Origin of the sequence: Methylomarinum vadi (assembly GCF_000733935.1) — a bacterium.
Lineage (GTDB): Bacteria > Pseudomonadota > Gammaproteobacteria > Methylococcales > Methylomonadaceae > Methylomarinum > Methylomarinum vadi.
Genome location: NZ_JPON01000001.1, coordinates 287,963 through 313,048 on the forward strand (window position 1 = coordinate 287,963; position 25,086 = coordinate 313,048).

Consider the following 25,086-nt stretch of genomic DNA (forward strand, 5'->3'; position numbering starts at 1 on the left):
ATGCATCGGGTTGAGTAAGTGCGTCAAATTTGGAGCTTTTATCAATCCGGCACGATGTAGTTTGGAGAGACTCTATGTGCGATAGCAAATTGTTTCTCGATACGATAAGAGATAAACGGGGTAAGTAGATGAAAAATTTAAAAGAGAGAAAAACTAAGCCGGTTGCCAGCCTGAGCATCGATTTACTTAACGAGGGTAAAAGTAGGCGTTTGCTAGAAATGCGGCGCAAAGCGTTTGGCTTGCCAGAAAATCAAACGGATGAAATTGGGAAAATGACCGATTCGGGCCAAGATAAAACGACGGAAGCTGACTTAGCCATATTCCAGGGAATCATCGATGAGCGTGTAAACCTTATTCTGTCACGTTTTCCTTCCGATAAAAAAAAGCGTTTTTTCAAAATTCGCTACGGTATGACGCCGAAGCAGCTCAAGGAATTACCTATTGGCGACATCTTGGAAATATTGGGGGTGAAACAAATGGACGCAGACGGCATGAAGCGCATGGCGAATCTGGATTATAATGGCCGGCCGATCAGTAAGCGGAGATAATGTCTCCATCGTTTCAACAATAATGAAAACTTTTACGATAGAACCGAATCAGGATTACCGAGACCAAAGTCTTCGCCAAGGCGCCGAATTGTCTAGCGAAGAATTGCACCAGGATGCGGCCAAGCATTATGATGATTGCTACAACGATTATCTGGCCGCCTGGTGCAATCGCGACAATTTGGCGCTGCATTATGGTTATTGGGATGATGATAAACCTTATGCGCATCACCAAGCTTTGCTGAATAAGAACCAAGTGCTTTACGAAAAGGCCGGCATACAAGTTGGGGACTATGTCCTCGACGCTGGTTGCGGCATCGGCGGAAGTTCCATCTGGATGGCGCGAGAACATGGCAATGAAGTCACCGGCATTACGATAAGCGCCAAACAGGCGGCTTACGCGCGCAAGCATGCCGAACGCCAAGGCGTGGCCGATAAGGTAAAATTCGAAGTGGCCGATTTTTGCCAAACGCCTTTCGACGATGAATCCTTCGATGTGGTATGGGCTTTGGAAAGCTCCTGTCATGCGCTGAACAAGGGAGAGTTCTTACGGGAAGCGTATCGCGTGTTACGTAAGGGAGGGCGTTTGGTCGTTTGCGACGGCTTTATGCTGCAGCGGCATTTCAATGAAAAGCAATGGCGGGCCGTCGTAACCTGTTTGAATGGTTGGGCGGTGCCGAATTTGTGCGCCCGCGACGAATTTGAAGGCTTGTTAAATGATTGCGGCTTCCAGGAATTATGCGTGTACGATATCACGCCGCAGACCCTGCCTTCCGCCGACCATATGTATAAGATTGCTAAACGCCTCTATCCGGTGCAGAAAATCAGCCAGTGGTTGGGATTGCGGTCTAAGGCGCAAACGGCTAATTATTATGTCGGCTTGGCCCAGCACCAATTGTTCGCTGAAAAACTGACCGAATACTGTATTTTTACCGCGCGTAAATAATGATGCGAGGTTTCGTCGGTTTATTTCCGTTATGGGCTATTTTATTGGCCGTGGCCGCTTATGTATGGCCGCAGCCATTTGCGGAACTGAAAAACAGTATTGTCCCATTACTGGCATTGGTTATGTTCTGCATGGGCATGACCCTGACATGGCGCGATTTTATGCATGTTTTGAAACAGCCGGCGATCGTTTTTATGAACGCGATAATACAGTTCGGTTGTATGCCTTTATTTGCCTGGCTCATCGCATTAGTGCTGCAACTGCCGCCGGCAATTATGGTTGGCATGGTGTTGGTCGGCGCTAGTGCGGGCGGCACGGCTTCCAATGTCATTTGTTACATGGCGCAAGGTAATGTCGCTTTGTCGGTATTGATGACCATGGTATCGACATTGTGCGCAGTGGTTTTAATGCCATTGTTGACCTGGCTCTATCTGAATACCGTGGTGACCGTTCCGGTTGCCGATATGTTACGCAGCATTTTGACGGTCGTGTTGTTGCCGGTGTTGGCGGGAACCCTGATAAATAGCCTGTTGCACTCAAGACTTAGGAAGGTCGAAACCTTATTTCCGTTATTGTCCACCCTGGCCATTATCGTAATTATTGCCATTATCGTCGGCTTGAATCAGCCTCATCTTGGCAATGTTGCCTTGCCGGCGATTATTGCGGTTATTCTTCATAACTCATTGGGGCTGGCTACGGGGTATTGGGTTGTTCGTCTGCTGAAGTATGACGAAAGTACGGCTAGAACGGTGGCTATCGAAGTCGGGATGCAAAATTCCGGTTTGAGCGTGGCGTTGGCGGTACAATATTTTTCCGGTCTTGCGGCTTTACCGGGCGCCTTGTTTAGTATTTGGCACAATTTATCCGGTAGTCTTTTGGCCTTTTATTGGCGCAGAACAAGCGATCAAAAATAAGATTTTTCAACGATTTTAATGATCAAACGTAAACAATTACAACATTTTCCGCTACTGTTGTTCCTGGTAATGGGGCAAGGTTGCGCGGAATTGACAACCCTGGGCAATAATGACGAAATTGCAAAATACGCCGAGTCGGTATTTCGGCGTCAAAATGCGGTAACCAGTCGCATCATGATGTCGACGGATGAAAATTTGGCCGGCGACGGGCGTTTACACGAGGCGGAAGTCGCCATGTATGATGCGTGCAGACTGCTTAACGAATATAGCTCCAGGGAAAATCAATGGCGAGCCGATGGGGGTGATGTTCAAACGTCGGGTTAGGGAAAGCATTAAAGATTGTGACGAAAGTATCAAGCGGGTTGAGGTCATTCTCGCCGGTTATTGATCTGCCGTCGAGAGTCGTTCTCCGCTAGTAATTGACGCCAGATTTCCGGCCAACAGCAATGGTGATCGAAGCCGGCGATCGGGATAAAGGCGGCATTGTTTTGCCGGATGGCAAATTTATTGACGCTTTCGGCCGCTATATTCGAATCCGCTAAGCCGATATAATGGATTTGTTCGACAGTTGCGGGCAGGGGAGGAAGATCAATGGGGTTGATTGAATGGTCTAGCGCTCGATAACCGTGTCGGTGTGTCCAGCTGCTGGTATCCAGGTTGGCCGCTATCGTGATTAATTGATCGACTGACTTTATTTTATATGCCATCAAAACCGCTAGCGTGCCGCCTCCACTGAAGCCGATGAGAGTGATTTTCGTAAATGGTTTGTTTTCCAGCCAGCGTTGCAGCGCAGTTACCATGCTGTTTACGACAATGCGCGAATAGCGGTGGGAAGTCCAATATCGGTATTGGCAAGGCGCGGTTTCGTTCAAGCCATGATAGCAGGGCCTGCCCAGTAACAAGGCGGGGGCGTTATCGGCTTTCAACAATTTGAGTATCAGCGGGTTGCGTGAAGTAGGGTCGTTTGCCGGCCAACGGCCTCTTTCCCAGGGTGTACCGTCGCCATCGATATAAACATGCAGAACGCTTTTCTTCGTGCCGACTTGACGAACCGCCTTATTGACGAAGGCGCGATGCAGAAACGGCTCGCCTCGAATATTTTGTTGCTTCAGGCCGGAGCGGGTGGCCGTTGCGGCGAATTTTTGCGCCGGTGTCGCGCAACTCACCAATACGCTACAGCATACTAAAGCAAGACAAAATATTCTGAGCATTCATTGCCTAAATCAACACTGAGTTTCTGACGTAACTCTTAACGAATTTTCTCAGCGATGTACTTTGTTGTTGCAGATATTGTTTAAACAACTGATTGATTGCCATCGGATTCAAATAGGCGTACACGCCGTAGCCGGTAGATGCAATAAATTCATCGCTCAATGTTTCAATGAAAACTGCACGGGCAACACTCATTTCTCTCGAATCATTTAATGCTTTCATGACAATTACCTCCTCGTTCATTGATCTACATCTTTGCTGATGCATAACGAGTGCCATAACATAAAAAAATAAAATAATCAGATATTTAATTATTTTACTTAATGTAAAGTATAGTTCAGCCTGGAGAAATTGTTAAAAAAAATGACAGTGAGTGTCCGTTGTCGACAAATTACTGTCGTTTGTCTACTGTGTTTTGCCGATGATTTCCCCTAGTCTGACCTGTTGATTGGCTTGCAAGCGGTCTTCCCATTTAATCGCGTCATTGCCGAATAGCACGATGATCGTGGAACCCATGTTGAAGCGTCCCATTTCCTGCCCCCTTTCTAAGACAGGCGCATTTTCCTGATATTGCCATTCGCGAACCGAGGCGATGGTTGGTGGCGTGACGACGCCATGCCAGACCGTTTCGATACTGGAAACGAAAATGGCTCCGACCAGAACAAGTGCCATTGGGCCGGCTTCGGTGTCGAAAATACAAGCGACGCGTTCGTTGCGGGCGAATAGGCCGGGTACGCTATTGGTGGTTGCCGTATTGACGCTGAACAAGCGGCCTGGAATATGGATCATTTCCCTCAGTGTGCCGGTAAACGGCATGTGCAGGCGATGGTAATTCTTGGGTGACAGGTAAATGGTCGTGAAAATGCCGTCGCTGAAGGGCTGGGCCCGCACTGTATCGCCGCCCAGCAAGTCGACCGCGGAAAAAGACTTGCCTTTGGCTTGAAAAATTTGTCCTTCTTTGATGGCGCCGGCTTGGCTCACCGCGCCGTCGGCGGGGCAAGCGACGGCGTTGGCCGCGGTTGGGAAGCTGCGGACCCCTTCTTTCAGCTCGCGGGTAAAGAATTGGTTGAAGCTGGCATAGCGGTCGAGGTTATGATCTTTGGCCTCGCTCATGTCCACGTTGTAAAGATTTATGACAGTTTTGATGAACAGATTTTTCCAAATTTTACATTCGGAATGGGTCAGCTTGGACATCACTTCGGATAGAAAATGATGGGGCAGCAGGTATTGGGGGAGAGTGGTTAATGCTTCTTTAATGGTCATGGTTCGTTATCGGCGGGAATTTTACCGCTCAGTAAATAGGCAAAGGCGATGATTTCGGCGACGGCTACGTAGAGTTCACGCGGAATTTCATCGCCGAGTGGTACTTGGGCAAGAATCCTGGCCAGTTCAGGTTGATTTTGTAACGGTACGCCGTGTCGTTCGGCCAATTCTAGAATCTGCTGGGCGGTGACGCCTTCGCCCTTGGCCGTAACCTTGGGCGCGTTTTTGCCGTCGTATTTAAGGGCGACGGCTAGGTCGCTGGTATAAAAGGTATGGCCGCCCATCGACGATTACGGTAACGTGACCGCTTCCGGAGCTTCCCAGCTGGGGTCGCGGTGTTCGGCCACGACCGTGGTGTAGATGCCGCCGCGGACGTTGAATTCGGCGCGCACGCGCATGAACCGGGGGCTGGTGGCGGCGACGATATCATCGAGGATTTCGTTGGTGACGGCTTCGTGGAAGGCACCTTGTTCGCGGAAGGACCACATATACAATTTTAAAGCCTTCAGTTCAACGCATAATTGGTTGGGTACGTATTCGATATTGATCGTGGCAAAATCGGGTTGTCCGGTTTTGGGGCATAGGCAGGTGAATTCGGGGATTTCGATATGAATCGTATAATCGCGCCCGGGATTCGGGTTAACAAACGTTTCCAGTTCTTTAGTCGGTTGTGTTGTCATCGGTGTTCTATAAAATTACAAAAACGAAAACTCGTGTAATAATACACGGTTCTGCAAAACATCGGATTACATATTCTACCAGTAATGAAGCTGGAAAAAATCAAACTTTCAGGTTTTAAATCATTCGTCGATCCCACCACGATTCCGGTAAACGGCAATCTGACAGCGATTGTCGGGCCAAACGGTTGCGGCAAGTCGAATATCATCGACGCCGTGCGTTGGGTGATGGGGGAGAGTTCGGCCAAGCATCTGCGCGGCGGCAGCATGGCCGATGTGATTTTTAACGGCTCGTCCACGCGCAAGCCGGTCAGTACGGCTTTCGTCGAATTGGTTTTCGATAACGGTGAAGGCAAGGCCGGCGGAGAATTTGCCAAGTACAATACCATTTCGATCAAGCGCCAGGTTAGCCGTGACGGCCAGTCGCAATATCATCTGAATGGCTCGCGCTGTCGACGGAAGGATATTACCGATCTCTTTCTCGGTACCGGTTTGGGATCGAGAAGCTATGCGATCATCGAGCAAGGCACGATTTCTCGCATGGTCGAGGCGAAGCCCGAGGACCTGCGTATCCATATCGAGGAAGCGGCCGGTATATCCAAGTACAAGGAACGTCGCCAGGAAACCGAGACGCGGATGCGGCATACTCGGGAGAATCTCGAACGACTGGACGACTTGCGCGAGGAAGTCGAAAAGCAGTTGAAACATTTACAAAAACAGGCAGAGAAGGCGGAAAAATACACCGAACTGAAGCAACAGGAGCGTCAGGTTAAGCAGGAGCTGCTAGCGATGCGCTGGAACAATTACCACCAAAGCGCCTTAAAGCTGGAAAATCAATTGCAGGAGATTGCCGCCGAACATAACCGCCTGTTCGTATTACTGCGCGAAACCGACAAGCAAATCGAGGAGAAAAGGGCGGGGCAGAAACGGCAGCAGCAGCAACTCGACGAGGCGCAAGGCGAGTATTACCATGTCGTGGCCGAAGTCAGTCGGTTGGAGCAAACGATACGCCATAACGAAAAGAGCCACGAAGAAACGTCGTTGGAAATCAACCGACTGCAAAGGCAAAGTGAGCAATCGATTGCTGAATGCCAACAGGATATGCAGCAGCTCGAGGACATCAGGCAGAGCTTGGTGGAAGCGGAAGAGGCCTTGGTTATCGCTCGGGAGCGTGAAGAAGAAACCGAGATCATCCAGTCGGAATCCCAGCAGCGTAAATTCGATTGGCAACAGCAGTGGGAAGCGTTCCTGGCGGAAAGCGCACGCTATCGTGAACAGAGCGAAGTGCAACGGGCCAAGCTCGGTCAATTGGAGAATCAACAGCGGCAACAGCAAATTCGCGTCGACAAACTGCGTAGAGAACAGAGCGAGCTAAGCGACAGCCAGCTGCAGGCCGATATGGAGGCGTTGGAAAGTACTATCGATCAGTTGGAAACGGGGCGCGACGAGTTGCATCGGCAGCTAGAGCAACAACATCAGCAGATCGGCGAGCAGCGGCAAAGAGTCAAGCAATTACAAGATCAGTTGCACACACAGCGGGCCGAATTGCACGGCATCAGCGGCAAGATTACTTCGCTGGAATTATTGCAGCAGCATGCGATGGGCAAAGATAAAAAGGATTTGGCGCCTTGGTTGGAGCGCATGCAACTGGCTCAACAGCCCCGTTTGGCAGAATTTCTCGAAGTCGATGGCAACTGGGAGGCGGCGGTCGAAACGGTTTTAAGCAGTTACTTGGAAGCAATTTGCGTCGATGATGTCGACTTAATTGTGCCCGGTTTGCAGTATTTAGGGGAACAATCGGTCATTTTGGTCGAGAACCGATCGCTGGTCGGCACGGGTGATGGTTCGCTGTTGCTGTCCAAAATTCGATCCAACTGGGATTTATCAGCCCTGTTGAGCGGAATTCATTGCGCGGATACGATCGAGCAGGGCCGCGAGAAGTTACGGGAATTGCAAGACTACGAAACGGTGGTGTTACCCGATGGTACTTGGTTGGGCAAGAACTGGTTGAAGGTCGCGCGCAGTACCGACAGCAAGACTGGCGTATTGCACCGGGAAAAAGAGCTGCGTGGTTTGAAGCTGCGGCAGCAAGAATTGCAGGCGTCGATCGACGAGACCGAGCTACAGCTTGAGGATACCGAGTTGGCGTTGAAAAACAGCGAAGCGAATCGCGAGTCAATTCAGCAACAAGACAAGCGATTGAGTGCCGAATTGTCGAGCAAAACCAGTGAATTTAGCGCGCATTCCGCCCGCCATGAGCAACAACAGCGCCGTTTGCACCAGGTCGGCCAAGAAGTCGACGAAATCGTCGCCGATCTGGCGGAAAACGCCGAAGCTATGGCCGAGGCAGAAGTGTTAAAACAAGAAGCGGAACGTCAGTTGGAACGACTCGAGATGCGGAAAATGGAATTGGAGCAGACCAATCAAGAATTGCAAGTGCAACAGAATGATTCCGACCGCTCTCTGAACGAGGCGCGTAGGCAAGTGCTTGCTTTGCAGGCCCAGATCGAGTCGTTAAAATCCTCCGAACAATTGACCGCGAGGCAGATCGAAAGGCTACAGTCGCAAAACCGGCAGTCAGCGGAGCGCATCGAGGAATTGCAGGCTAAACTCGATACCACGATATCGCCAATGGACGACGAAAAAATGGTATTGGAGCGTTATCTGGAACAGAAGCAGGCATTAGATCGCATGCTGAAACAGGAGCGCGAGGCACTGCAGGATACTGAGAACAGTATCAGCCGCTTAGCGGAGCAGCATAGCAAGACGCAACGGGAAATGGAGCGGCAAAAAGAAGCGCTGGATAAGGTTCGTTTTCAGCAGCAGGATAGCAATGTTAGACAGCAAACGTTGATCGAGCAATTGCAGGAGATTAATGCCGATCCCGAACAGATTCTGCAAGGCTTGGTTAGCGATGCCGACGAACGGGCATGGAAGCGCAAGGCCGATGAATTGACGGTACAGATCGAACGGCTTGGGTCTATCAATTTGACCGCGATCGAGGAATATAAATCGCAATCCGAGCGTATGAACTTCCTCAACGAGCAACATGACGATCTGATGGAAGCCTTGAATACGCTGGATCAGGCGATCAATAAGATTGACAAGGAAAGCCGGCAACGCTTCAAGGAAACTTTCGATAAGATCAATGCCGGACTGCAGGAAAAATTTCCCCGTTTGTTCGGCGGCGGACAGGCCTATTTGGAATTGACGGAGCAAGACTTGCTGGAAACCGGCGTCAATATCATTGCTCGCCCCCCGGGCAAGAGGAACAGTTCGATCCACTTGTTGTCCGGTGGCGAAAAGGCGTTGACCGCGGTAGCTTTGGTGTTCTCGATATTCGAATTGAATCCGGCACCGTTTTGTCTGTTGGACGAAGTCGATGCACCGCTGGACGACGCCAACGTGGTCAGGTTTTCACAAATGGTAGAAGATATGTCTTCCTCGGTACAGTTTTTATATATTTCTCATAACAAGGTGACGATGGAAATTGCAAAACAATTGGCGGGTGTTACCATGAAGGAGCCCGGGGTTTCCCGGATGGTTGCGGTTGATATTGAAGAAGCGGTCATTATGGCGGAAAGCTGATGGATAAAGATATATTACGGTTAGTCATTATTGGGGTAGGGGCGCTGGTGGTCCTGGGCATGGTCTTGTGGAGCGTTTTCAAGAACAAGCGTAAACGCCGGGAGATCAACTTTTACGATCGCGGCGACCCTCTTGAACAGGTCGATGAATCGTTGGTGTTGCGTACGGAAAACGATGATTTCGATATCGTACCGCTCGGCTCGGCTCTGGACGAGGATTATGGCGTGGACCCGATTAGCGCAGCTGCCGAAAATGAGGAGGAAGGACCGCAAAATCAAAACGACGAAGGCACTGCTGCCGTAACGGAACTTCCGTCGTTGATACAGTTCAGCATCGTTGCCAGGGCCGATGAAGGGTTTAACGGTGCCGTTTTGGCCGCTGCTTTCGACCGAGTGGGTTTGGAATACGGTAGCATGAAAGTGTTTGAACGGGTTGACGACAACCGGCTGGTCGATTTCGCCGTCGCCAGCATGGTTGAGCCCGGCACTTTTCCAGAAACCGATCTGGAATCGTTTTACAGCCCCGGCATCGTTTTTTTCATGCAGCCAAGAGAGGTTGATGATCCTGCTGCGGTGTTTGAGGACTTTATTCAAACCATCGAAATATTGGCGGCCGAGCTCGACGGGGTGAAATGGGATCATCAGCGCCAGCCGTTATCTGACGAGACAGTGCAGAAATTTCGGCGGATTTTATCCTGATTCGCCCGCGTTGATCCCAGGAAATTTTTTTTAATCAGTGTGTTATGGGGTTCTAGTGAGCATGGTAAAAAACGATCGGATTAATCGGTCGTTTTTTTGAGACCTTGAAAAATCGTATTCCCCGGCCGAACACGGTATTTTTCAGCACGAATTTATTCAGCCCCCTGTTCTTTGCCTCTTGCGGTAAGATGGCATACGTCGCGCAATACCGTTATTGTTTGATATGTATTCCAGGAGTATGCCTATCTGCTACAATAAGTCCTTTACGCGAGTATCGGAGGCTTGCGTTCACTCATCTTAAAATTAACCTTACTATCAGTAAAACTTAAGTGGATCAAAAACATATCAGAAACTTCTCCATTATCGCTCATATCGATCATGGTAAATCGACTTTGGCCGACCGGTTTATCCAGATTTGTGGCGGCCTGACCGAGCGTGAAATGGCGGAACAGGTGCTCGATTCGATGGACCTGGAGCGGGAGAGAGGTATCACGATCAAGGCGCAAAGTGTCACCTTGAACTATCAGGCTAAAGATGGGGACATTTACCAGTTAAATTTTATCGATACACCGGGACACGTCGATTTTTCCTACGAGGTTTCCCGTTCGCTCGCGGCTTGTGAAGGCGCCTTATTAATCGTCGATGCTGCCCAGGGGGTGGAAGCGCAGAGTGTCGCCAATTGCTATACCGCGATCGATCAAGGCCTCGAAGTGGTGCCGGTCTTGAACAAGATCGACTTGCCTTCGGCCGAACCGGAACGGGTAATGGCGGAAATCGAGGATGTGATCGGTATTCCGGCTGACGAAGCGCTGAAAATTAGTGCAAAAACGGGGTTGGGTGTCGAAGATGTTCTGGAGCAATTAGTGCAAAAGATTCCCCCGCCTAGTGGCGACGAGAATGCACCGATGAAGGCCCTGATCATAGATTCCTGGTTTGACAATTATCTAGGCGTGGTCTCGTTGGTCCGAATCGTTAGTGGCAGTCTGCGCAGGAAGCAGAAGATCACCGTCATGTCCACCGGCAAATCTTTTTTGGCGGAAAAAATCGGCGTTTACACGCCCAAACAGACCGATAAGGATGTGTTGCATACCGGAGAGGTTGGTTTCTTGGTGGCCGGAATCAAGGATATTTTCGGCGCCCCGGTCGGCGACACCATTACGTTGGCGGATAACCCCGCGAAGGAGCCGCTGCCTGGTTTTGAAAAGGTACAGCCGCGCGTATTCGCCGGTCTTTATCCGGTCAGTTCCGACGATTATGGCAGCATGCGCGAGGCCTTGGATAAATTGCGCTTGAACGATGCGGCCTTGAATTTCGAGCCGGAAACATCGCAGGCGCTAGGCTTTGGCTTTCGCTGCGGTTTCCTGGGTATGCTGCATATGGAAATCGTGCAGGAACGGTTGGAGCGAGAATACAATATCGATTTGATCACCACCGCGCCCACCGTAATTTACGAGGTGGAGACGCATTCCGGTGAGGTGTTGATGGTCGATAACCCGGCCAAATTGCCAGAGATAGGTACCATCACGGAAATCCGCGAGCCTATCATCCAAGCCAATATTTTGGTTCCTCAGGATTATCTGGGCAATGTGATCAATCTCTGTGTCGAAAAACGCGGTGTGCAGAAAAACATGCAATACAGCGGTAGCCAGGTGGCGTTGAGTTATGAAATGCCGATGAGCGAAGTGGTATTGGACTTTTTCGATCGTTTGAAATCTGTCAGTCGCGGTTATGCCTCGTTTGATTATGAATTTCTGCGCTTCGAGACGGCACCTTTGGTCAAGCTGGATGTGTTGATCAATGGCGACAAGGTTGATGCGCTATCGATTATCGTTCACCGGGACTTGAGTCAAACCCGAGGGCGCGAATTGGTCGATAAAATGAAGGATCTGATTCCCCGGCAAATGTATGAAGTGGCGATACAGGCGGCGATCGGTTCTAAAATTATCGCCCGTTCGACGGTTAAAGCCATGCGTAAGAATGTGACGGCCAAATGTTATGGCGGTGACATTACCCGTAAGAAAAAATTATTGGAAAAACAGAAGGCGGGGAAAAAACGCATGAAACAGGTCGGTAGCATTGAAATTCCGCAGGAAGCTTTTTTGGCGGTATTGCAAGTCAATAAAGACTAAGGAATATGCACATAATAACTTCCCGTAGGCTTTGCGCAGGTTCGGTAACTCGCTTGACAGGAGGCCGTGAATACATCCGTGTAGGCTTGACGGCGGCATCTGCCCGCCAGGGATGGTGGAAATGCGGATTTTGCAGGAGCAAAAAATCTGCCCTGCCGCCCACACCTGTCAATCAAGCCACCGATTCCTCTTCCGACATTTGGAGAAGTTATTTCATAGTTGTTTCTAAGTTTCTGATGGCTAGGTCTTTTTTTAATTAAAACGTTTTATCATGGATTACGATTTTTCTTTTTTTCTGGTCGCCGCGACTTTCGTAACCGGCATTATTTGGGGGAGCTATCTTCTTTATCTAAAATTGTCGAAGCGACAATACGAGGATGTTAAAGAGCCTTTAGTCATCGAATATGCGCGTTCTTTTTTTCCTATCGTTCTGATCGTCCTGCTGCTCCGGTCCTTCTTGGTAGAGCCGTTTAGGATTCCTTCCGGCTCGATGATGCCGACGTTATTGATTGGCGATTTTATTCTGGTCAATAAATTCAGTTATGGCATTCGTTTACCGGTATTAAATACCAAGGTAATTGATATAGACGAACCGGAAAGGGGGGATATCGTGGTGTTTCGCTATCCCAAAGATCCCACGGTCGATTACATCAAGCGCGTGATTGGGCTGCCGGGAGATCGCATCGCTTATTACAATAAAAAGGTTTATGTTAACGGCAAGTTGGCGAAACAAGTGTCGCTGGGCCGTTACCAGGGTGTCGGGCAAGGTGCTAACATGAGCGGTGCAGAGCATTTGCTCGAGGATTTGCAGGGCGTCGAACACAGTATACTCATCAGCCGTGGCCTGCCATCGGTTGAAGGCGTGTATGTCGTCCCCGCAGGCCACTATTTTGTGATGGGCGACAATCGGGACAATAGTAATGATAGTCGTTATTGGGGTACGGTTCCCGAACAGAACCTGGTGGGCAAGGCATTTTTTATCTGGATGAGCTGGGACTGGCAACATAAAGGGGTCGGCTTCGACCGCATTGGCACAATCCTTAAATAGTCTATTCTTGTAAGTATTTAATGATTATTTTAGGAGCTATGATGAAACAAAAGCCCAGCAGCCAGCGCGGTCTGACGATGATTTCCATCGCGATTATTCTGGCCTTGATAGCTTTTTTCACCCTGTTGATTTTAAAAATCGGGCCAATTTACTTGAACCACAGCAAGGTGGTGAATGCCCTGGAGGCATTAAAGGAAACGCCTGACGTTGAGAATAAAAGTAAACGTGAAATCGAAACATTATTATATAGACGTTTCGATATCAATTATGTCGAACATGTCGATAGTCGAGACATTAAGATCACGAAGTTGCCGAGCTATCTGAAAATTGAAGTTGAATATGAGCGGGTGGAACCGATCTTCGGTAACCTGAGCGCCTTGGCCGAATTCCACGAAGTGATTGAAGTAGGTAACGAGTGATCAAAAAACCTGAACAACTCGCCAAAAGACTGGGTTTGACCTTCAAGCAACCGAACTTGTTCAGCATGGCCTTAACCCACCGCAGCATGGGGGCGAGAAACAATGAAAGATTGGAATATCTGGGTGACTCGGTATTAGGTTTTGTGATTGCGGAACAGCTTTACGAAATGTTTCCCGAGGCGGGAGAGGGTGTTTTAAGCCGTTTGCGGGCCAGTCTGGTCAACCAAAATTCGTTGGCCGACCTGGCCAGGCAGCATAATGTCGGGGATTATTTGATTTTGGGATCGGGCGAATTGAAGAGTGGCGGCTTCCGCCGGGATTCGATTCTTTCCGATGCGATGGAAGCAATCATGGGGGCTATCTTAAAGGACCAAGGCATCAATGCCTGTCGGAGCTGGATTTTGGAGTTGTTTGCCGAAAAATTGTCCGAATTAAGTGCTGACAATTGGACCAAGGATCCTAAGACTCAATTACAAGAGCTGATGCAGGCCAAACAATTGGAATTACCCGTCTATGAGCTGGTCAGCCAATCCGGTGCCGCGCATGCTCAAATATTTAAAGTCAGCTGTAGTGTCGAGTTGGTCGACCAAGTCTGTACGGCGGAAGGGGGCTCGAGAAAAAAGGCGGAACAGGCCGCCGCCGAAAAAATGTTGAATCTGTTGCAGAGTAAAAGTAAATGAAATGTGGTTATGTGGCGATAATTGGTAGGCCTAATGTCGGAAAATCTACCTTGATGAATCACATACTGGGGCAGAAAATCAGTATCACTTCGAGAAAACCGCAAACGACGCGGCATCGAATTCTGGGAATCAATACTACCGAAGCCGGCCAAGTAATTTACATGGATACGCCGGGCATGCATCAGGACGAGAAAAAAGCGCTAAACCGTTATTTAAATAGAACTGCCGATACCACGTTACTTGGGGTTGATGTTGTGGTTTGGCTGATCGACGGCCTGGCATGGCATGAATACGACGAACAGATCTTTAAGAAGTTGAGGCATGCCGGGTTACCGGTAATATTGGTGGTCAATAAGGTCGATAAGATTGAAGACAAGGAAAAAATTCTGACATTTTTCGCCGAAGCGCGCGACCGCTATCCCTTCGAGCAAATGATCCCGGTTTCGGCTTTAAAAGGGTTTAATCTCGATAATCTGCAGCGAGCGATACTGGATTTACTGCCGGAAGGCGGTTTGATCTATCCTGAAGAACAAATTACCGATCGTCCCGAACGTTTTTTGGCGGCGGAAATTATCCGGGAAAAGCTGACTCGCAGGCTCGGGGATGAATTGCCTTACGCGATCACAGTAGAGATCGAGCATTATCAAGAATTACCCAATATTACCAAGATCTACGCAGTGATTTGGGTTGAGCGTAGCACGCAAAAGAATATCGTTATCGGTAAGCAGGGGGAGATGTTGAAGAAAATCGGTTCCGATGCCAGGGCCGATATACAACAGCTCATTGATCAAAAAGTCTATCTCCAGCTTTGGGTTAAAGTGAAAAAAGGTTGGTCAAATAGCGAGCGTTCCCTCCAAAGCCTAGGCTTTATTGATACTGAATAGTAATCGACGCGATGAATGATAGGGTCGTTCTCTTGCAGCCGGCATTCATTTTGCAGCACAGAAAATATCGGGAAAGCAGTCTCATTATGGATGTGTTGACGCATGATTATGGTGTAGTAACGATTCTTGCCAAAGGCGTTAGAAAAAAGAAATCGGCTTTCGCCGGGGTGCTGATGCCCTTTTCGGAATTACGCTTATCCTTCCAGGGTAAGAGCGATCTGAAAGTAATGACGGCTGTGGAGCTGATGAATCAGCGGGCAGCGTTACAGGGTGTCGCTCTGTTTTGCGGCTTTTATGCCAATGAATTGGTTTGCCATTTCTTGCATAAATATGACCCGCATCCCGAGGTTTATTGCCTTTATAGGCATTGTTTGCAGCAGCTAATGAATGCAACGGATGTTGAACAAACCTTGCGTTTCTTCGAACTGAAACTATTGGCATTCGCAGGTTATGCATTAACCTTGACTCATGATACTAAACACGATGTCCCGGTACGACCTGGCGGGCGGTATATCTTTGAGAAAGGAGTTGGCATAACTGCCAATCAAGAGGGTTATATCGATGGGACAACCTTGTTGGCATTAGCGGAAAAGGGTAAGTTGAATCGACAAGCGTTGTTTGAAGCTAAACGTCTGATGAGACAGGTACTCGACGACCAATTGCAGGGAAGGGTTTTAAAAAGCCGCACAGTACTGGCAAAAGTTATCAAACAACTGCAATGATTTTATGTCGTGTGTTGATTTGTCGCATCGCCGCCTTCATGTGAACAAGATGCGTTGCTTGCCGCACGGATGTTGTGATGGAACAATTCTGAATCGGATGTTTGGGATAAACAAATTTAACGAGCGGATTTTAAGTCAATGGAAAAACTACCAATTTTATTAGGCGTTAATATCGATCATATCGCGACATTGCGTCAAGCGCGCGGTACCCAATTTCCTGAACCGATTCAAGCGGCCTTATTGGCTGAACAGGCCGGTGCAGATGGTATCACCGCGCATTTACGTGAAGACAGACGACATATCCAGGATCGTGATATTTACCTGCTCAAACAAATGATGCATACGCGGTTAAATCTGGAAATGGCGGTAACGGATGAGATGATCGCTATTGCAACCGAAGTTAAGCCATTTGCTTGTTGCCTAGTGCCGGAAAAGCGTGAGGAATTGACGACGGAAGGCGGTCTGGATGTGGCAGCTTCCCCATCGCGCATGCGCGAAGCATGTGCCGAGCTGGCGGCTGCCGGTGTCGAGGTGTCTTTGTTTATAGACCCGGAAAAGCAGCAAATCGATGCGGCCTTGGCGGCTGGAGTTCCGGTCGTGGAATTGCACACCGGATGTTATGCCGATGCGGAAAGCAAAGCGCTTCAGATGCAGGAGTTGCGGCGCCTACAAGAAGCCGCCGAATATGCGCATCGCAATGGCTTACAAGTCAATGCCGGCCATGGACTTAATTATTATAATGTTGAAGCTATTTGCCGAATACCCCAAATTGTCGAGTTGAACATTGGGCATTCGATAGTGGCCCAGGCTGTGTTCTCAGGGCTCACAAGTGCTGTGAGGGATTTAAAAGCCTTGATGAGACAAGCGAGGCATCATTACTGATGTGGTTGAGCTCCAATTCTGCCAGTTAAGCACCGCGGGTGACCGCAGAATCAATCAAGACTGCATGGCTGCACGGGTGTGTCCCGACTATGCGTTATTCATGGTAGCGGATGGGTTGGGTGGACATCATGCTGGCGAAAGGGCCTCAAGATTTCTCTGCCGGGGTATTTTTTCGTTACTGGAAAAATACCAACCGATGATTAGCGGTAATCCCGAACGAACATTCAGCAAATGGATTGAAGAGGCCATTACTGAAATGCGACGGCAGTTTGCTGACGATCCGATGGCGGATAAGGCGTATACCACCTGTGCGATCCTTTATCTGGACAATAGCAAAACGGTAACTGCGCATTGTGGCGATACGCGAATTTACCGGTTAAATAGGGAGCGGGTTTTGTGGCGCACCCGGGATCATTCGTTGATTCAGCAGATGCTTGATGAAGGCCTGTTAAGCGAAAGAGAAATGGGAGTGCATCCGGAGCAAAACCAGCTAACTCGTAGTATCGGTGTTCTCTATCAACATAAGGCTGATATCGCTGTTCATCCGGCGATGGAAAAAGATGAAACCTTTATCTTATGCAGTGACGGTTTTTGGGAATTTATTAAAGAAAATGAGATCATCGGTTTGGCACAAAAGGAAGTCGATGAGCAGGCTCTAAAAAAATATGTCAAATTAATGGCGTTTAGGGCGGGAGGAAAAAGCGATAATATCACCGTACAGATGGTAAAAGCGCGTTCCTGAAATACGAAAAAAATATGGTCAATTCCGAGAGGGCTCAATGTGTAACTGAGCCCCATTTGTAAAATCGTATTGCCCGAATCATGGCATTTTATTGACTATTGTGTAGCGAGTCCGTGTTTTTGAATCCGGTAAAGCAAAGTGTCTCGGGATATTCCCAGAAGACGAGCCGATTTGCTGCGATTTCCCTTGGTTCTGATCAATGCCTGATGAATCATATTGGCTTCTAAAGCATCCAACTGCAAGCCATATTCGGGTAGCTTGAATTCGGCGGCGAAATCATCCTGGGCGACGCTTTCACTAAATTCGTGTGGGAGATTTTCCGGTTCTATGATTTTTCCGGCAAGCAAAATACTTAGTCTTTCGCACAAGTTGCGAAGTTCTCTTATATTACCCGGCCATTGGTAAGAGCGTAATTTTTTCAGGGTTTGTTTGCTGAATTTTGGCGGCTGTAAAGAATGTTCTTCAGCAAAATGCTTGAAGAAATGTTTAGCTAAAGCTTCAATATCTTCGGTGCGTTCCTTCAATGAAGGCAATTCTAATGGTACAACATTGAGCCTGAAGTATAAATCTTGGCGAAATTCGCCGCTTTCGATTTGTTTGAGCAGATCGGTATTAGTCGCGGCAATTACGCGAACATTTACTTTATAAGGTTTTGTCTCACCAACCGCCAGGCATTCACCTGACTCGAGAAAGCGCAACAGCTTTGCCTGAATCGATAAAGGCAATGAGTTGACTTCGTCCAAAAATAAGGTTCCACCGTCAGCCGCTTGGAATAAGCCTAGTTTATTTCCCACGGCGCCAGTGAAGGCCCCTTTTTTGTGTCCAAAAAGTTCAGATTCGACTAATCCCTCGGGCAATGCCGCGCAATTTAATGTGATGAACGGTTTGTCCGACCTTGAGCTTTCGCGTTGAATAGCGCGAGCCAGGACTTCCTTTCCAGTACCGGTTTCACCTTTAATGAGCACAGTAACATCGGTGGATGCGACAACTTTAGCGCTGCGCAACATCGACTCAAATGCTGGAGAATGACCAATAATAGAATTGAAATGATCCACAAAAAACCTCTTTACGTTAAAAATGTTGTAAACGCATGGGGTAGAGCCAAGGGAATGCAGCCATTATCGCTAGAAATATAAACATTACGCCGATAATTTGTTTAAAGCGCTGCATTCGGGACAATTTTGCCAAATTCTCGGTCATTATACCGACACCCAACACGGCAGGTAAAGTCCCTAACCCAAAAGCCAGCATGGTAAGGGCGCTACGAACGATATCCCCGGTCGTTGCCGCAAGGGCTAAAGATGTATATACCAAGCCGCATGGCAGCCATCCCCAGACCATACCAAACATGAAGGCTTGTGGTTTTGTTTTAACCGGAATCAAACGTCTGCCGTAGGGCTCTATTAATTTCCAGAATCGGGACCCTGCTTTTTCAATATAGGCTAATCTTGGAAACCACCCGCCTATATATAACCCTGCGCCAGTCATGAATAATGCGGATAGGATCTGCAAAACTCTATGTCCTTGGCTCTCGCCGAAGGGAATAGTGAAAAAAAATTGAAAGATTCCTACTAGGCAGCCGGCTATGACGTAGCTAAATATACGACCAATATTGTAGTTAAGTAAAAATGGAAAAAGACGGCTTTTATTATTTCGAATTTCCGGACTGAGACTGAGCGTTAAGCTTCCTATAATCGATCCACACATGCCTAAACAATGAAAACTGCTGAAGAGGCCCATTGCAAAGGCAAAAACATATGATGTGCTAAAGGTTAGTTCGTAAGCCATGCGCGCACATTATCATAGTTATGGAAAAATGATGAAGCAATTATTGAGCTAAACGAAAAAAATAAGGCATATGACGCAAAACAAATGCTTTAAATAACATAGCTCAATTATTTTGTCATGTTGCTTCTTTTTTAAGTTTTTGTTGTTTAAAAGCAAATAATCGATGGTCTGTAATAAGCTTGATAATTGAAGATGGTTGAATTTATATAGAGGGATGCTTCCTGAGAAACCAAAATCAATTTGGCAGTTACTGCTGGCATGGTAATGTCGGTTCAGGTGCTTGCAGAGCATCAGGAATGAAGGATGCCGCGTCTTTGTTGGCTCGTGTTCCGGGCGCCAATGTGAAACGTAATGGTTCTTTGACTGGTCTTGTTGCGTATCGAGGGATGTGTGGCAATCGCATCAATATTTCTGTCAATGGTTTAAACATGAAAGAAGTCGAGCCAAACAGTATGGATCCACCGTTAAGCCATATTCCGGGCGCATTAACCGGGTCGCTGAAGTAGCATCGCGCCAGTAAGTAGCGGCATCGGCACCATCGGCTGTGCAATGAAAGTTGAGTCTCGTAAGGGGAGTTTGCGGAAGGGGATGGTATCGAAACTAACGGTGTTGCATCCATGGGTTTCAGTTCGGTCGAAGATGGGCGTTACGGCGTTTTACTTGGGGCTGGTGCGACTAAAACCATAAGGCGTATTTAAGCGGCTACCAGGAACGGGGGTGCGATTACCGGATCCGACAAAGGCAGGAACAAGTGTCGGTTGAATATGATAGAAATGCCTTTGCTGCGGGTAATGGCTATCAACGCGATGGTCATGAATTCAGTATCAATTACAGCAATAAGAATTCCGGTCATGCTGGCACTCCTTCGTTACCCATGGATATCGTCTATGTTAGAGTTGGCTTGTATGATGCCAATTATGTTGGGATATGGGTAATGGCGGTAAATTGAAGGCTAATGTTTCACTGCCAAAAAAAAGCGGCATTGGATGGATAGCAACACGATGCATAATAATGTAACCCAAATGGCAATTCTGACAGAGGTGGAAGCTGGCGGTATCGATCTCGCATATTCGTTTGCTTTGTTCGACGGTGAAATGGAAATCGGTGTATATGAAGATAAGGCAAACCACGATGCGGTTTTGTTAATGTCTATGATGAGCATTTTATGTCAAGGTATCGTCATCGGACTCGTTATTGAAAACGTCCTGGGCACCAAACATTACGATCATTTGAATGGTTTGAGCGAGGTGGATCCAATGACTCTGGCGAATGTGGCGAATCCGACTCAGCGAGTAGGCTCTCCCGGGCGTAATGTTTATGCAACTTTAAGTTATAACCGCTAACGCATGTGATGTTTACGCGGACGAATCGGCCGCGCTTTTCTAATTTTCGATAAAAAGTGTTGCAATATAAATAAAGAGCTGAAATAATAAGCAGCTCGAACGGTAGACGACAGGCGCGTAGCTCAGTTGGTTAGAGCACCACCTTGACATGGTGGGGGTCGGTGGTTCGAATCCACTCGCGCCTACCAAGAATATATATGAAAGCATCCTTAGTGATGCTTTTTTTTATTGTGGAAAAGAAAAATGCCAGTAATTACACTTCCCGATGGTTCCCAGCGTCAATTTGATCATGCCGTCACCGTGATGGATGTTGCACAGTCGATTGGTTCAGGGCTGGCTAAGGCGACCTTGGCGGGAAAGGTAAATGATCGACTGGTTGATGCTTCCACATTCATAGAGCAAGATGCCGAGTTGCAAATTATTACTGCAAAGGACGAGGAAGGCATCGAAGTCATTCGTCATTCCACTGCGCATTTGCTGGCGCAGGCTGTCAAGCAATTGTTTCCGACCGCGCAAGTCACCATCGGCCCGGTTGTCGAAAACGGCTTTTATTATGATTTTTCCTATGAGCGACCCTTTACGCCGGAAGATTTGCAGGCAATAGAAAAGAGAATGCAGCAGTTGGTCGCCGAGGATATTGAGATCAGTCGTTCGGTTTTGTCCAGGGACGAGGCTGTGCAATTCTTCAAGGGCTTGGGCGAGGACTACAAGGCCGAAATCATCGAGTCGATTCCTAGCAATGAATCTTTGTCGCTGTATCAGCAGGGCGATTTTACCGATCTTTGTCGGGGACCCCATGTGCCCAGCACGGGCAAGTTAAAGTCCTTCAAGTTGATGAAAATCGCCGGTGCCTATTGGCGCGGCGATTCCAGCAACGAAATGTTGCAACGCATTTACGGCACTGCCTGGGGCGATAAAAAGCAATTGAAGGAATATCTGCATCGCCTGGAGGAGGCCGAGAAAAGAGATCATCGCAAGTTAGGTAAGGCGCTGGATTTGTTTCATGCCCAGGAAGAAGCCCCCGGTATGGTGTTCTGGCACGATAAAGGGTGGACTATCTATCAGCAGGTCGAGCAATACATTCGCGAAAAGTTGCGCGTCAACGGCTATGGCGAAGTAAAAACGCCTCAGGTCGTGGATCGTTCCTTGTGGGAGAAGTCCGGCCATTGGGACAAGTTCGGCGACATGATTTTTACCACCCATTCGGAAAACCGCGACTATGCGGTCAAGCCGATGAATTGCCCTTGTCACATCCAAATCTACAATCAAGGCCTGAAAAGCTATCGCGATTTGCCGATCCGTATGGCCGAGTTTGGGTCTTGTCATCGTAACGAGCCGTCGGGAACGCTGCATGGTTTGATGCGGGTCAGAAACTTCGTGCAGGACGATGCCCATATATTCTGTAGCGAAGACCAGATCCAGGACGAGGTTTCCACCTTTATCGATTTGTTGTTCGAGGTATACAAAGACTTCGGTTTCGAAGACGTCATTATCAAGCTTTCCACTCGGCCGGAAAATAGGGTTGGGGATGATTCGGTATGGGACAAGGCCGAACAAGCCCTAGAGTTAGCCTTGAATAATAAGCGGCTGGATTGGGAGTTACAGCCGGGAGAGGGGGCCTTCTACGGACCTAAGATCGAATTTTCCTTGAAAGACTGTATTGGCAGGGTGTGGCAATGCGGTACAATACAGGTTGATTTTTCCATGCCGGGACGCCTTGATGCGAGTTATGTCGCCGAGGATGGTTCCAGGCAGGTGCCGGTTATGTTGCACAGGGCAATACTGGGATCGCTGGAGCGCTTCATCGGTATTCTGATCGAGCATCATGCCGGTACTTTTCCGTTGTGGTTGGCGCCGGTTCAGGCAGTAATTATGAATATCGTCGATCGTCAAGCCGAATACGCCGAACAAGTGAGAAAACAGTTGGAGCGGCTAGGTTTTCGCGTGAAAATCGACTTGAGAAATGAGAAGATAGGTTTTAAAATTCGCGAGCATTCGATGCAACGCGTACCGTATCTTCTTATCCTTGGCGATAAGGAATTGGAAAATCAGACCATTGCGGTACGCACGCAAAAAGGTGAAGATCTGGGCGGTTTGACAATCGATCAACTAAGCGAACGCTTCAGAGAAGAGATTGCAAACAGACAATAATAATTACTTGGAGGATTAGGGCATCGCTTCTAAAAGAGATACAACGCGTCTGAATGATGATATTACCGCAAGACGCGTAAGAGTCATTGGCGCTGAAGGCGAACAAATCGGGATTATTTCATTAACGGAGGCTAAACAGCTTGCGTATGATGCAAATTTGGATCTAGTGGAAATTTCACCCAATGCCGATCCTCCAGTCTGTAAGATAATGGATTATGGCAAATACCAGTTCGAGCAAAATAAAAAGCAACAGGCCGCCAAGAAAAAACAAAAACTGATTCAGGTTAAAGAAATCAAGTTCAGGCCGGGTACGGAAGAAGGCGACTACCAGGTCAAGCTAAGAAACCTGATCAAATTTCTGAACGAAGGCAATAAGACCAAGATTACCATTCGCTTTCGGGGGCGTGAAATGGCGCACCGTGAAATTGGAATGGAGTTGCTGAAGCGGATCGAACAGGATTTGGAAGAGCTGGCAGCGGTCGAGCAATTTCCAAAAATGGAAGGCCGGCAGATGGTCATGGTGATGGGGCCTAAAAAGAAAAAATAGTTTTGGTTGTTTTATAAAACAGCTTGATGACCGTGGATGAGTCATTATTGACGTATCGTATGCGATACAAGAAATTCGGCCGGGCCATGCATTTTGCCTTGTCGTTTTTTTATTTCAGGGATGTTTAATTACTTTTAATTTGGAGAAAACAAATGCCTAAAATGAAAAGCCATAGCGGCGCCGGCAAGCGGTTCAAAAGAAATGGCGGCGGCAGTTTTAAATGTAACCAGTCGCACAGACGCCATATTCTGACAAAAAAATCGACTAAAAGAAAAAGGCAGTTGCGTAAAGCGGCAACTCTTCATGCAGCAGATGCGCCAATGGTTGCGCGTATGTTGCCTTACAGTTAACTTTTTTAACGCAAAGAGAAGAGACTATGCCTAGAGTAAAACGCGGCGTCACCGCCAGAGCAAGACATAAAAAAATTCTAAAGCAAGCGAAAGGCTATTACGGCGCAAGAAGCCGTGTCTATCGTGTCGCCAAACAAGCGGTCATCAAGGCGGGGCAATATGCCTATCGTGACCGTAAACAAAGAAAACGTCAATTCCGCGCCTTGTGGATCGTACGCATCAACGCGGCGGCACGGCTATGCGGGATTTCCTATAGCCGTTTGATCAACGGTTTGAACAAAGCCAATGTTGCGATCGATCGTAAAGTATTGGCTGACCTTGCGGTGCGCGATATGGATGCATTTGCTCAAATCGCTGAAATTGCTAAAGCGAATCAAAGTCAACCGTAAGGAAACAGCAAGCCTATTAGCTAACTTTAGTAGGTATGCATACCCTCGCTCGACAGGGCGGGGGTATTTACATAAAAAATAACGACAGTTATTTTTCCTTATTTCTCCCCTGCCATTTAACGTAAAAAAGCGAGCTGTGCTGTGTCGGCCAACATAGATGATATTCTCAAGCAAGCCTTAGCGGAGCTTGCCCAAGCACAAGACCTTAACCAACTCGATCAAGTAAGAGTCAATTATTTGGGAAAAAAGGGTGCATTTACCCTGCAAATGAAGGAACTCGGTAAATTAGACCCCGATCAACGCCGTCAAGTTGGTCAGGTGATCAATCAGGCAAAGAGCGAATTTCAACAAGCGCTGGAACATAGCAAGCAAGTAATGCAAGGGGCAGCGTTGGAAGCGCGTCTTGCCAGTGAAGCGATTGATGTAACGCTGCCGGGTAGGGGGCAAAATAGCTGCGGTTTGCATCCGGTGACGATTACGTTGCGAAGAATTGCCGAGATTTTTTCCTCGGTAGGCTTTAAAGTCGAAGAAGGTCCGGAAATCGAGGACGATTACCATAATTTCGAAGCCCTGAATATTCCGGCGCATCACCCGGCCAGGGCCATGCACGATACCTTTTATTTCGATGCCCATACCTTGTTGCGAACCCATACCTCGCCGGTACAAATCCGGGCGATGGAAGCGAACAAGCCGCCGTTGAAAGTAATCGCGCCGGGCCGAGTCTATCGTTGCGATTCCGATTTGACTCATACGCCGATGTTTCATCAGGTTGAGGGGTTTTTGGTGGATTCCGAGGTCAGTTTTGCCGACCTGAAAGGGACTGTCTATGAATTTTTGCGCGCCTTCTTCGAGAAAGACATACAGGTACGTTTCAGGCCTTCTTATTTCCCGTTCACCGAGCCTTCCGCCGAAGTGGATATCGAATGCGTGATGTGCGGCGGTGAAGGCTGTCGTGTATGCGGACATACTGGTTGGCTGGAAGTGATGGGGTGCGGCATGATTCATCCGGAAGTCTTCAAGGCAGTCAACATCGACAGCGAACAAAACAGTGGTTTTGCTTTCGGCATGGGGGTAGAGCGACTGGCGATGCTGCGCTATGGCATCAATGATTTGCGCTTGTTTTTCGAAAATGATCTTAAGTTTCTGGAACAATTTAATTAAGGAAGGGT

At 48.1% G+C, this 25,086-nt stretch carries 29 protein-coding genes and 1 tRNA gene; 22 read left to right on the plus strand and 8 right to left on the minus strand.

The features are described from left to right. The first annotated feature begins 128 nt into the window (after positions 1-128). The 4 genes from EP25_RS0101505 to EP25_RS0101520 are packed head-to-tail and all read left to right on the plus strand — an operon-like array spanning position 129 to position 2,729. On the plus strand, positions 129-548 hold the full coding sequence (locus tag EP25_RS0101505) for a hypothetical protein (protein WP_031432276.1): 420 nt from the start codon (positions 129-131) through the stop codon (positions 546-548). 22 nt (positions 549-570) lie between these two features. Further along, positions 571-1,491, plus strand: coding sequence for an SAM-dependent methyltransferase (locus EP25_RS0101510; RefSeq protein WP_031432277.1), 921 nt, complete (start codon positions 571-573; stop codon positions 1,489-1,491). Next, a complete protein-coding gene (locus EP25_RS0101515) occupies positions 1,491-2,405 on the plus strand; it encodes a bile acid:sodium symporter family protein (RefSeq protein ID WP_031432278.1) in 915 nt (304 codons plus the stop codon). Before EP25_RS0101510 ends, EP25_RS0101515 begins: the two co-directional genes overlap by 1 nt. Positions 2,406-2,423: 18 nt before the next feature. Further along, entirely contained in the window at positions 2,424-2,729 is a 306-nt protein-coding gene (locus EP25_RS0101520) for a hypothetical protein (protein WP_031432279.1), read from the plus strand. Positions 2,730-2,773: 44 nt separating this feature from the next. Here EP25_RS0101520 and EP25_RS0101525 read toward each other — a convergent pair whose 3' ends face one another. From EP25_RS0101525 to queF, 5 genes are all read right to left on the minus strand, one after another. Beyond that, a complete protein-coding gene (locus tag EP25_RS0101525; protein ID WP_084190914.1) occupies positions 2,774-3,616 on the minus strand; it encodes an alpha/beta fold hydrolase in 843 nt (280 codons plus the stop codon). 7 nt (positions 3,617-3,623) lie between these two features. After that, positions 3,624-3,839 (minus strand): hypothetical protein, encoded by a 216-nt coding sequence (locus tag EP25_RS0101530; RefSeq protein WP_031432281.1) that lies wholly within the window; start codon positions 3,837-3,839, stop codon positions 3,624-3,626. 183 nt (positions 3,840-4,022) lie between these two features. Then, on the minus strand, positions 4,023-4,880 hold the full coding sequence (gene asd, locus EP25_RS0101535) for an archaetidylserine decarboxylase (protein ID WP_031432282.1): 858 nt from the start codon (positions 4,878-4,880) through the stop codon (positions 4,023-4,025). Then, on the minus strand, positions 4,877-5,164 hold the full coding sequence (locus EP25_RS0101540; RefSeq protein ID WP_031432283.1) for an EscU/YscU/HrcU family type III secretion system export apparatus switch protein: 288 nt from the start codon (positions 5,162-5,164) through the stop codon (positions 4,877-4,879). Before EP25_RS0101540 ends, asd begins: the two co-directional genes overlap by 4 nt. 6 nt (positions 5,165-5,170) lie before the next feature. Continuing rightward, positions 5,171-5,560, minus strand: coding sequence for a preQ(1) synthase (gene queF, locus EP25_RS0101545; RefSeq protein ID WP_031432284.1), 390 nt, complete (start codon positions 5,558-5,560; stop codon positions 5,171-5,173). Between the two features lie 84 nt (positions 5,561-5,644). Here queF and smc point away from each other — a divergent pair, with 84 nt between their 5' ends. The 10 genes from smc (at position 5,645) to EP25_RS0101595 (ending at position 17,349) form a co-directional block, all read left to right on the plus strand. Further along, the gene (gene smc, locus EP25_RS0101550) at positions 5,645-9,145 is read left to right on the plus strand and encodes a chromosome segregation protein SMC (protein WP_031432285.1); all 3,501 of its coding nucleotides are present in this window, start codon (positions 5,645-5,647) and stop codon (positions 9,143-9,145) included. Next, complete coding sequence (locus tag EP25_RS0101555; protein WP_031432286.1) at positions 9,145-9,843, plus strand: cell division protein ZipA C-terminal FtsZ-binding domain-containing protein; 699 nt, start codon at positions 9,145-9,147, stop codon at positions 9,841-9,843. Before smc ends, EP25_RS0101555 begins: the two co-directional genes overlap by 1 nt. Before the next feature lie 329 nt (positions 9,844-10,172). After that, complete coding sequence (gene lepA, locus EP25_RS0101560) at positions 10,173-11,972, plus strand: translation elongation factor 4 (RefSeq protein ID WP_031432287.1); 1,800 nt, start codon at positions 10,173-10,175, stop codon at positions 11,970-11,972. A 271-nt stretch (positions 11,973-12,243) separates the two neighbouring features. After that, positions 12,244-13,020: a signal peptidase I gene (gene lepB, locus EP25_RS0101565; protein WP_031432288.1), complete on the plus strand. Its 777-nt coding sequence runs from the start codon at positions 12,244-12,246 to the stop codon at positions 13,018-13,020. A 41-nt stretch (positions 13,021-13,061) separates the two neighbouring features. After that, positions 13,062-13,439 (plus strand): DUF4845 domain-containing protein, encoded by a 378-nt coding sequence (locus EP25_RS0101570; RefSeq protein ID WP_031432289.1) that lies wholly within the window; start codon positions 13,062-13,064, stop codon positions 13,437-13,439. After that, on the plus strand, positions 13,436-14,119 hold the full coding sequence (gene rnc, locus EP25_RS0101575) for a ribonuclease III (protein ID WP_031432290.1): 684 nt from the start codon (positions 13,436-13,438) through the stop codon (positions 14,117-14,119). The genes EP25_RS0101570 and rnc overlap by 4 nt, the downstream gene beginning before the upstream one ends. Next, positions 14,116-15,003, plus strand: coding sequence for a GTPase Era (era, locus tag EP25_RS0101580; RefSeq protein WP_031432291.1), 888 nt, complete (start codon positions 14,116-14,118; stop codon positions 15,001-15,003). Before rnc ends, era begins: the two co-directional genes overlap by 4 nt. Positions 15,004-15,014: 11 nt before the next feature. Then, positions 15,015-15,725 (plus strand): DNA repair protein RecO, encoded by a 711-nt coding sequence (gene recO, locus EP25_RS0101585; protein WP_031432292.1) that lies wholly within the window; start codon positions 15,015-15,017, stop codon positions 15,723-15,725. A 138-nt stretch (positions 15,726-15,863) separates the two neighbouring features. Beyond that, on the plus strand, positions 15,864-16,607 hold the full coding sequence (pdxJ, locus tag EP25_RS0101590) for a pyridoxine 5'-phosphate synthase (RefSeq protein WP_031432293.1): 744 nt from the start codon (positions 15,864-15,866) through the stop codon (positions 16,605-16,607). 1 nt (position 16,608) lies between these two features. Continuing rightward, entirely contained in the window at positions 16,609-17,349 is a 741-nt protein-coding gene (locus EP25_RS0101595; RefSeq protein ID WP_031432294.1) for a PP2C family protein-serine/threonine phosphatase, read from the plus strand. A gap of 95 nt (positions 17,350-17,444) precedes the next feature. Here EP25_RS0101595 and EP25_RS0101600 read toward each other — a convergent pair whose 3' ends face one another. Continuing rightward, positions 17,445-18,404, minus strand: a complete 960-nt coding sequence (locus tag EP25_RS0101600; RefSeq protein WP_031432295.1) for a sigma-54 interaction domain-containing protein — start codon at positions 18,402-18,404, stop codon at positions 17,445-17,447. A 16-nt stretch (positions 18,405-18,420) separates the two neighbouring features. Beyond that, on the minus strand, positions 18,421-19,137 hold the full coding sequence (locus EP25_RS0101605; RefSeq protein WP_031432296.1) for a sulfite exporter TauE/SafE family protein: 717 nt from the start codon (positions 19,135-19,137) through the stop codon (positions 18,421-18,423). Between the two features lie 296 nt (positions 19,138-19,433). On the opposite strand from EP25_RS0101605, the gene EP25_RS22790 reads away from it, so the two are divergent. Then, positions 19,434-19,643, plus strand: coding sequence for a TonB-dependent receptor plug domain-containing protein (locus EP25_RS22790; protein WP_084190915.1), 210 nt, complete (start codon positions 19,434-19,436; stop codon positions 19,641-19,643). Positions 19,644-19,831: 188 nt separating this feature from the next. Here EP25_RS22790 and EP25_RS23380 read toward each other — a convergent pair whose 3' ends face one another. Then, on the minus strand, positions 19,832-19,990 hold the full coding sequence (locus EP25_RS23380; RefSeq protein ID WP_160172681.1) for a hypothetical protein: 159 nt from the start codon (positions 19,988-19,990) through the stop codon (positions 19,832-19,834). A gap of 133 nt (positions 19,991-20,123) precedes the next feature. Here EP25_RS23380 and EP25_RS0101615 point away from each other — a divergent pair, with 133 nt between their 5' ends. The 7 genes from EP25_RS0101615 to pheS all read left to right on the plus strand — a co-directional run bounded on the left by EP25_RS0101615 (position 20,124) and on the right by pheS (position 25,078). After that, a complete protein-coding gene (locus EP25_RS0101615; protein WP_031432297.1) occupies positions 20,124-20,480 on the plus strand; it encodes a hypothetical protein in 357 nt (118 codons plus the stop codon). A 111-nt stretch (positions 20,481-20,591) separates the two neighbouring features. Further along, positions 20,592-20,668: transfer RNA gene (locus EP25_RS0101620), tRNA-Val, on the plus strand. A gap of 55 nt (positions 20,669-20,723) precedes the next feature. Continuing rightward, on the plus strand, positions 20,724-22,631 hold the full coding sequence (thrS, locus tag EP25_RS0101625; RefSeq protein WP_031432298.1) for a threonine--tRNA ligase: 1,908 nt from the start codon (positions 20,724-20,726) through the stop codon (positions 22,629-22,631). 22 nt (positions 22,632-22,653) lie between these two features. Continuing rightward, positions 22,654-23,178, plus strand: a complete 525-nt coding sequence (gene infC / locus EP25_RS0101630; protein WP_084190916.1) for a translation initiation factor IF-3 — start codon at positions 22,654-22,656, stop codon at positions 23,176-23,178. 152 nt (positions 23,179-23,330) lie between these two features. Further along, positions 23,331-23,528: a 50S ribosomal protein L35 gene (gene rpmI / locus EP25_RS0101640; RefSeq protein ID WP_031432300.1), complete on the plus strand. Its 198-nt coding sequence runs from the start codon at positions 23,331-23,333 to the stop codon at positions 23,526-23,528. Between the two features lie 26 nt (positions 23,529-23,554). Further along, complete coding sequence (rplT, locus tag EP25_RS0101645; protein ID WP_031432301.1) at positions 23,555-23,917, plus strand: 50S ribosomal protein L20; 363 nt, start codon at positions 23,555-23,557, stop codon at positions 23,915-23,917. Between the two features lie 141 nt (positions 23,918-24,058). Next, a complete protein-coding gene (gene pheS, locus EP25_RS0101650) occupies positions 24,059-25,078 on the plus strand; it encodes a phenylalanine--tRNA ligase subunit alpha (protein ID WP_031432302.1) in 1,020 nt (339 codons plus the stop codon). Positions 25,079-25,086 lie beyond the last annotated feature (8 nt).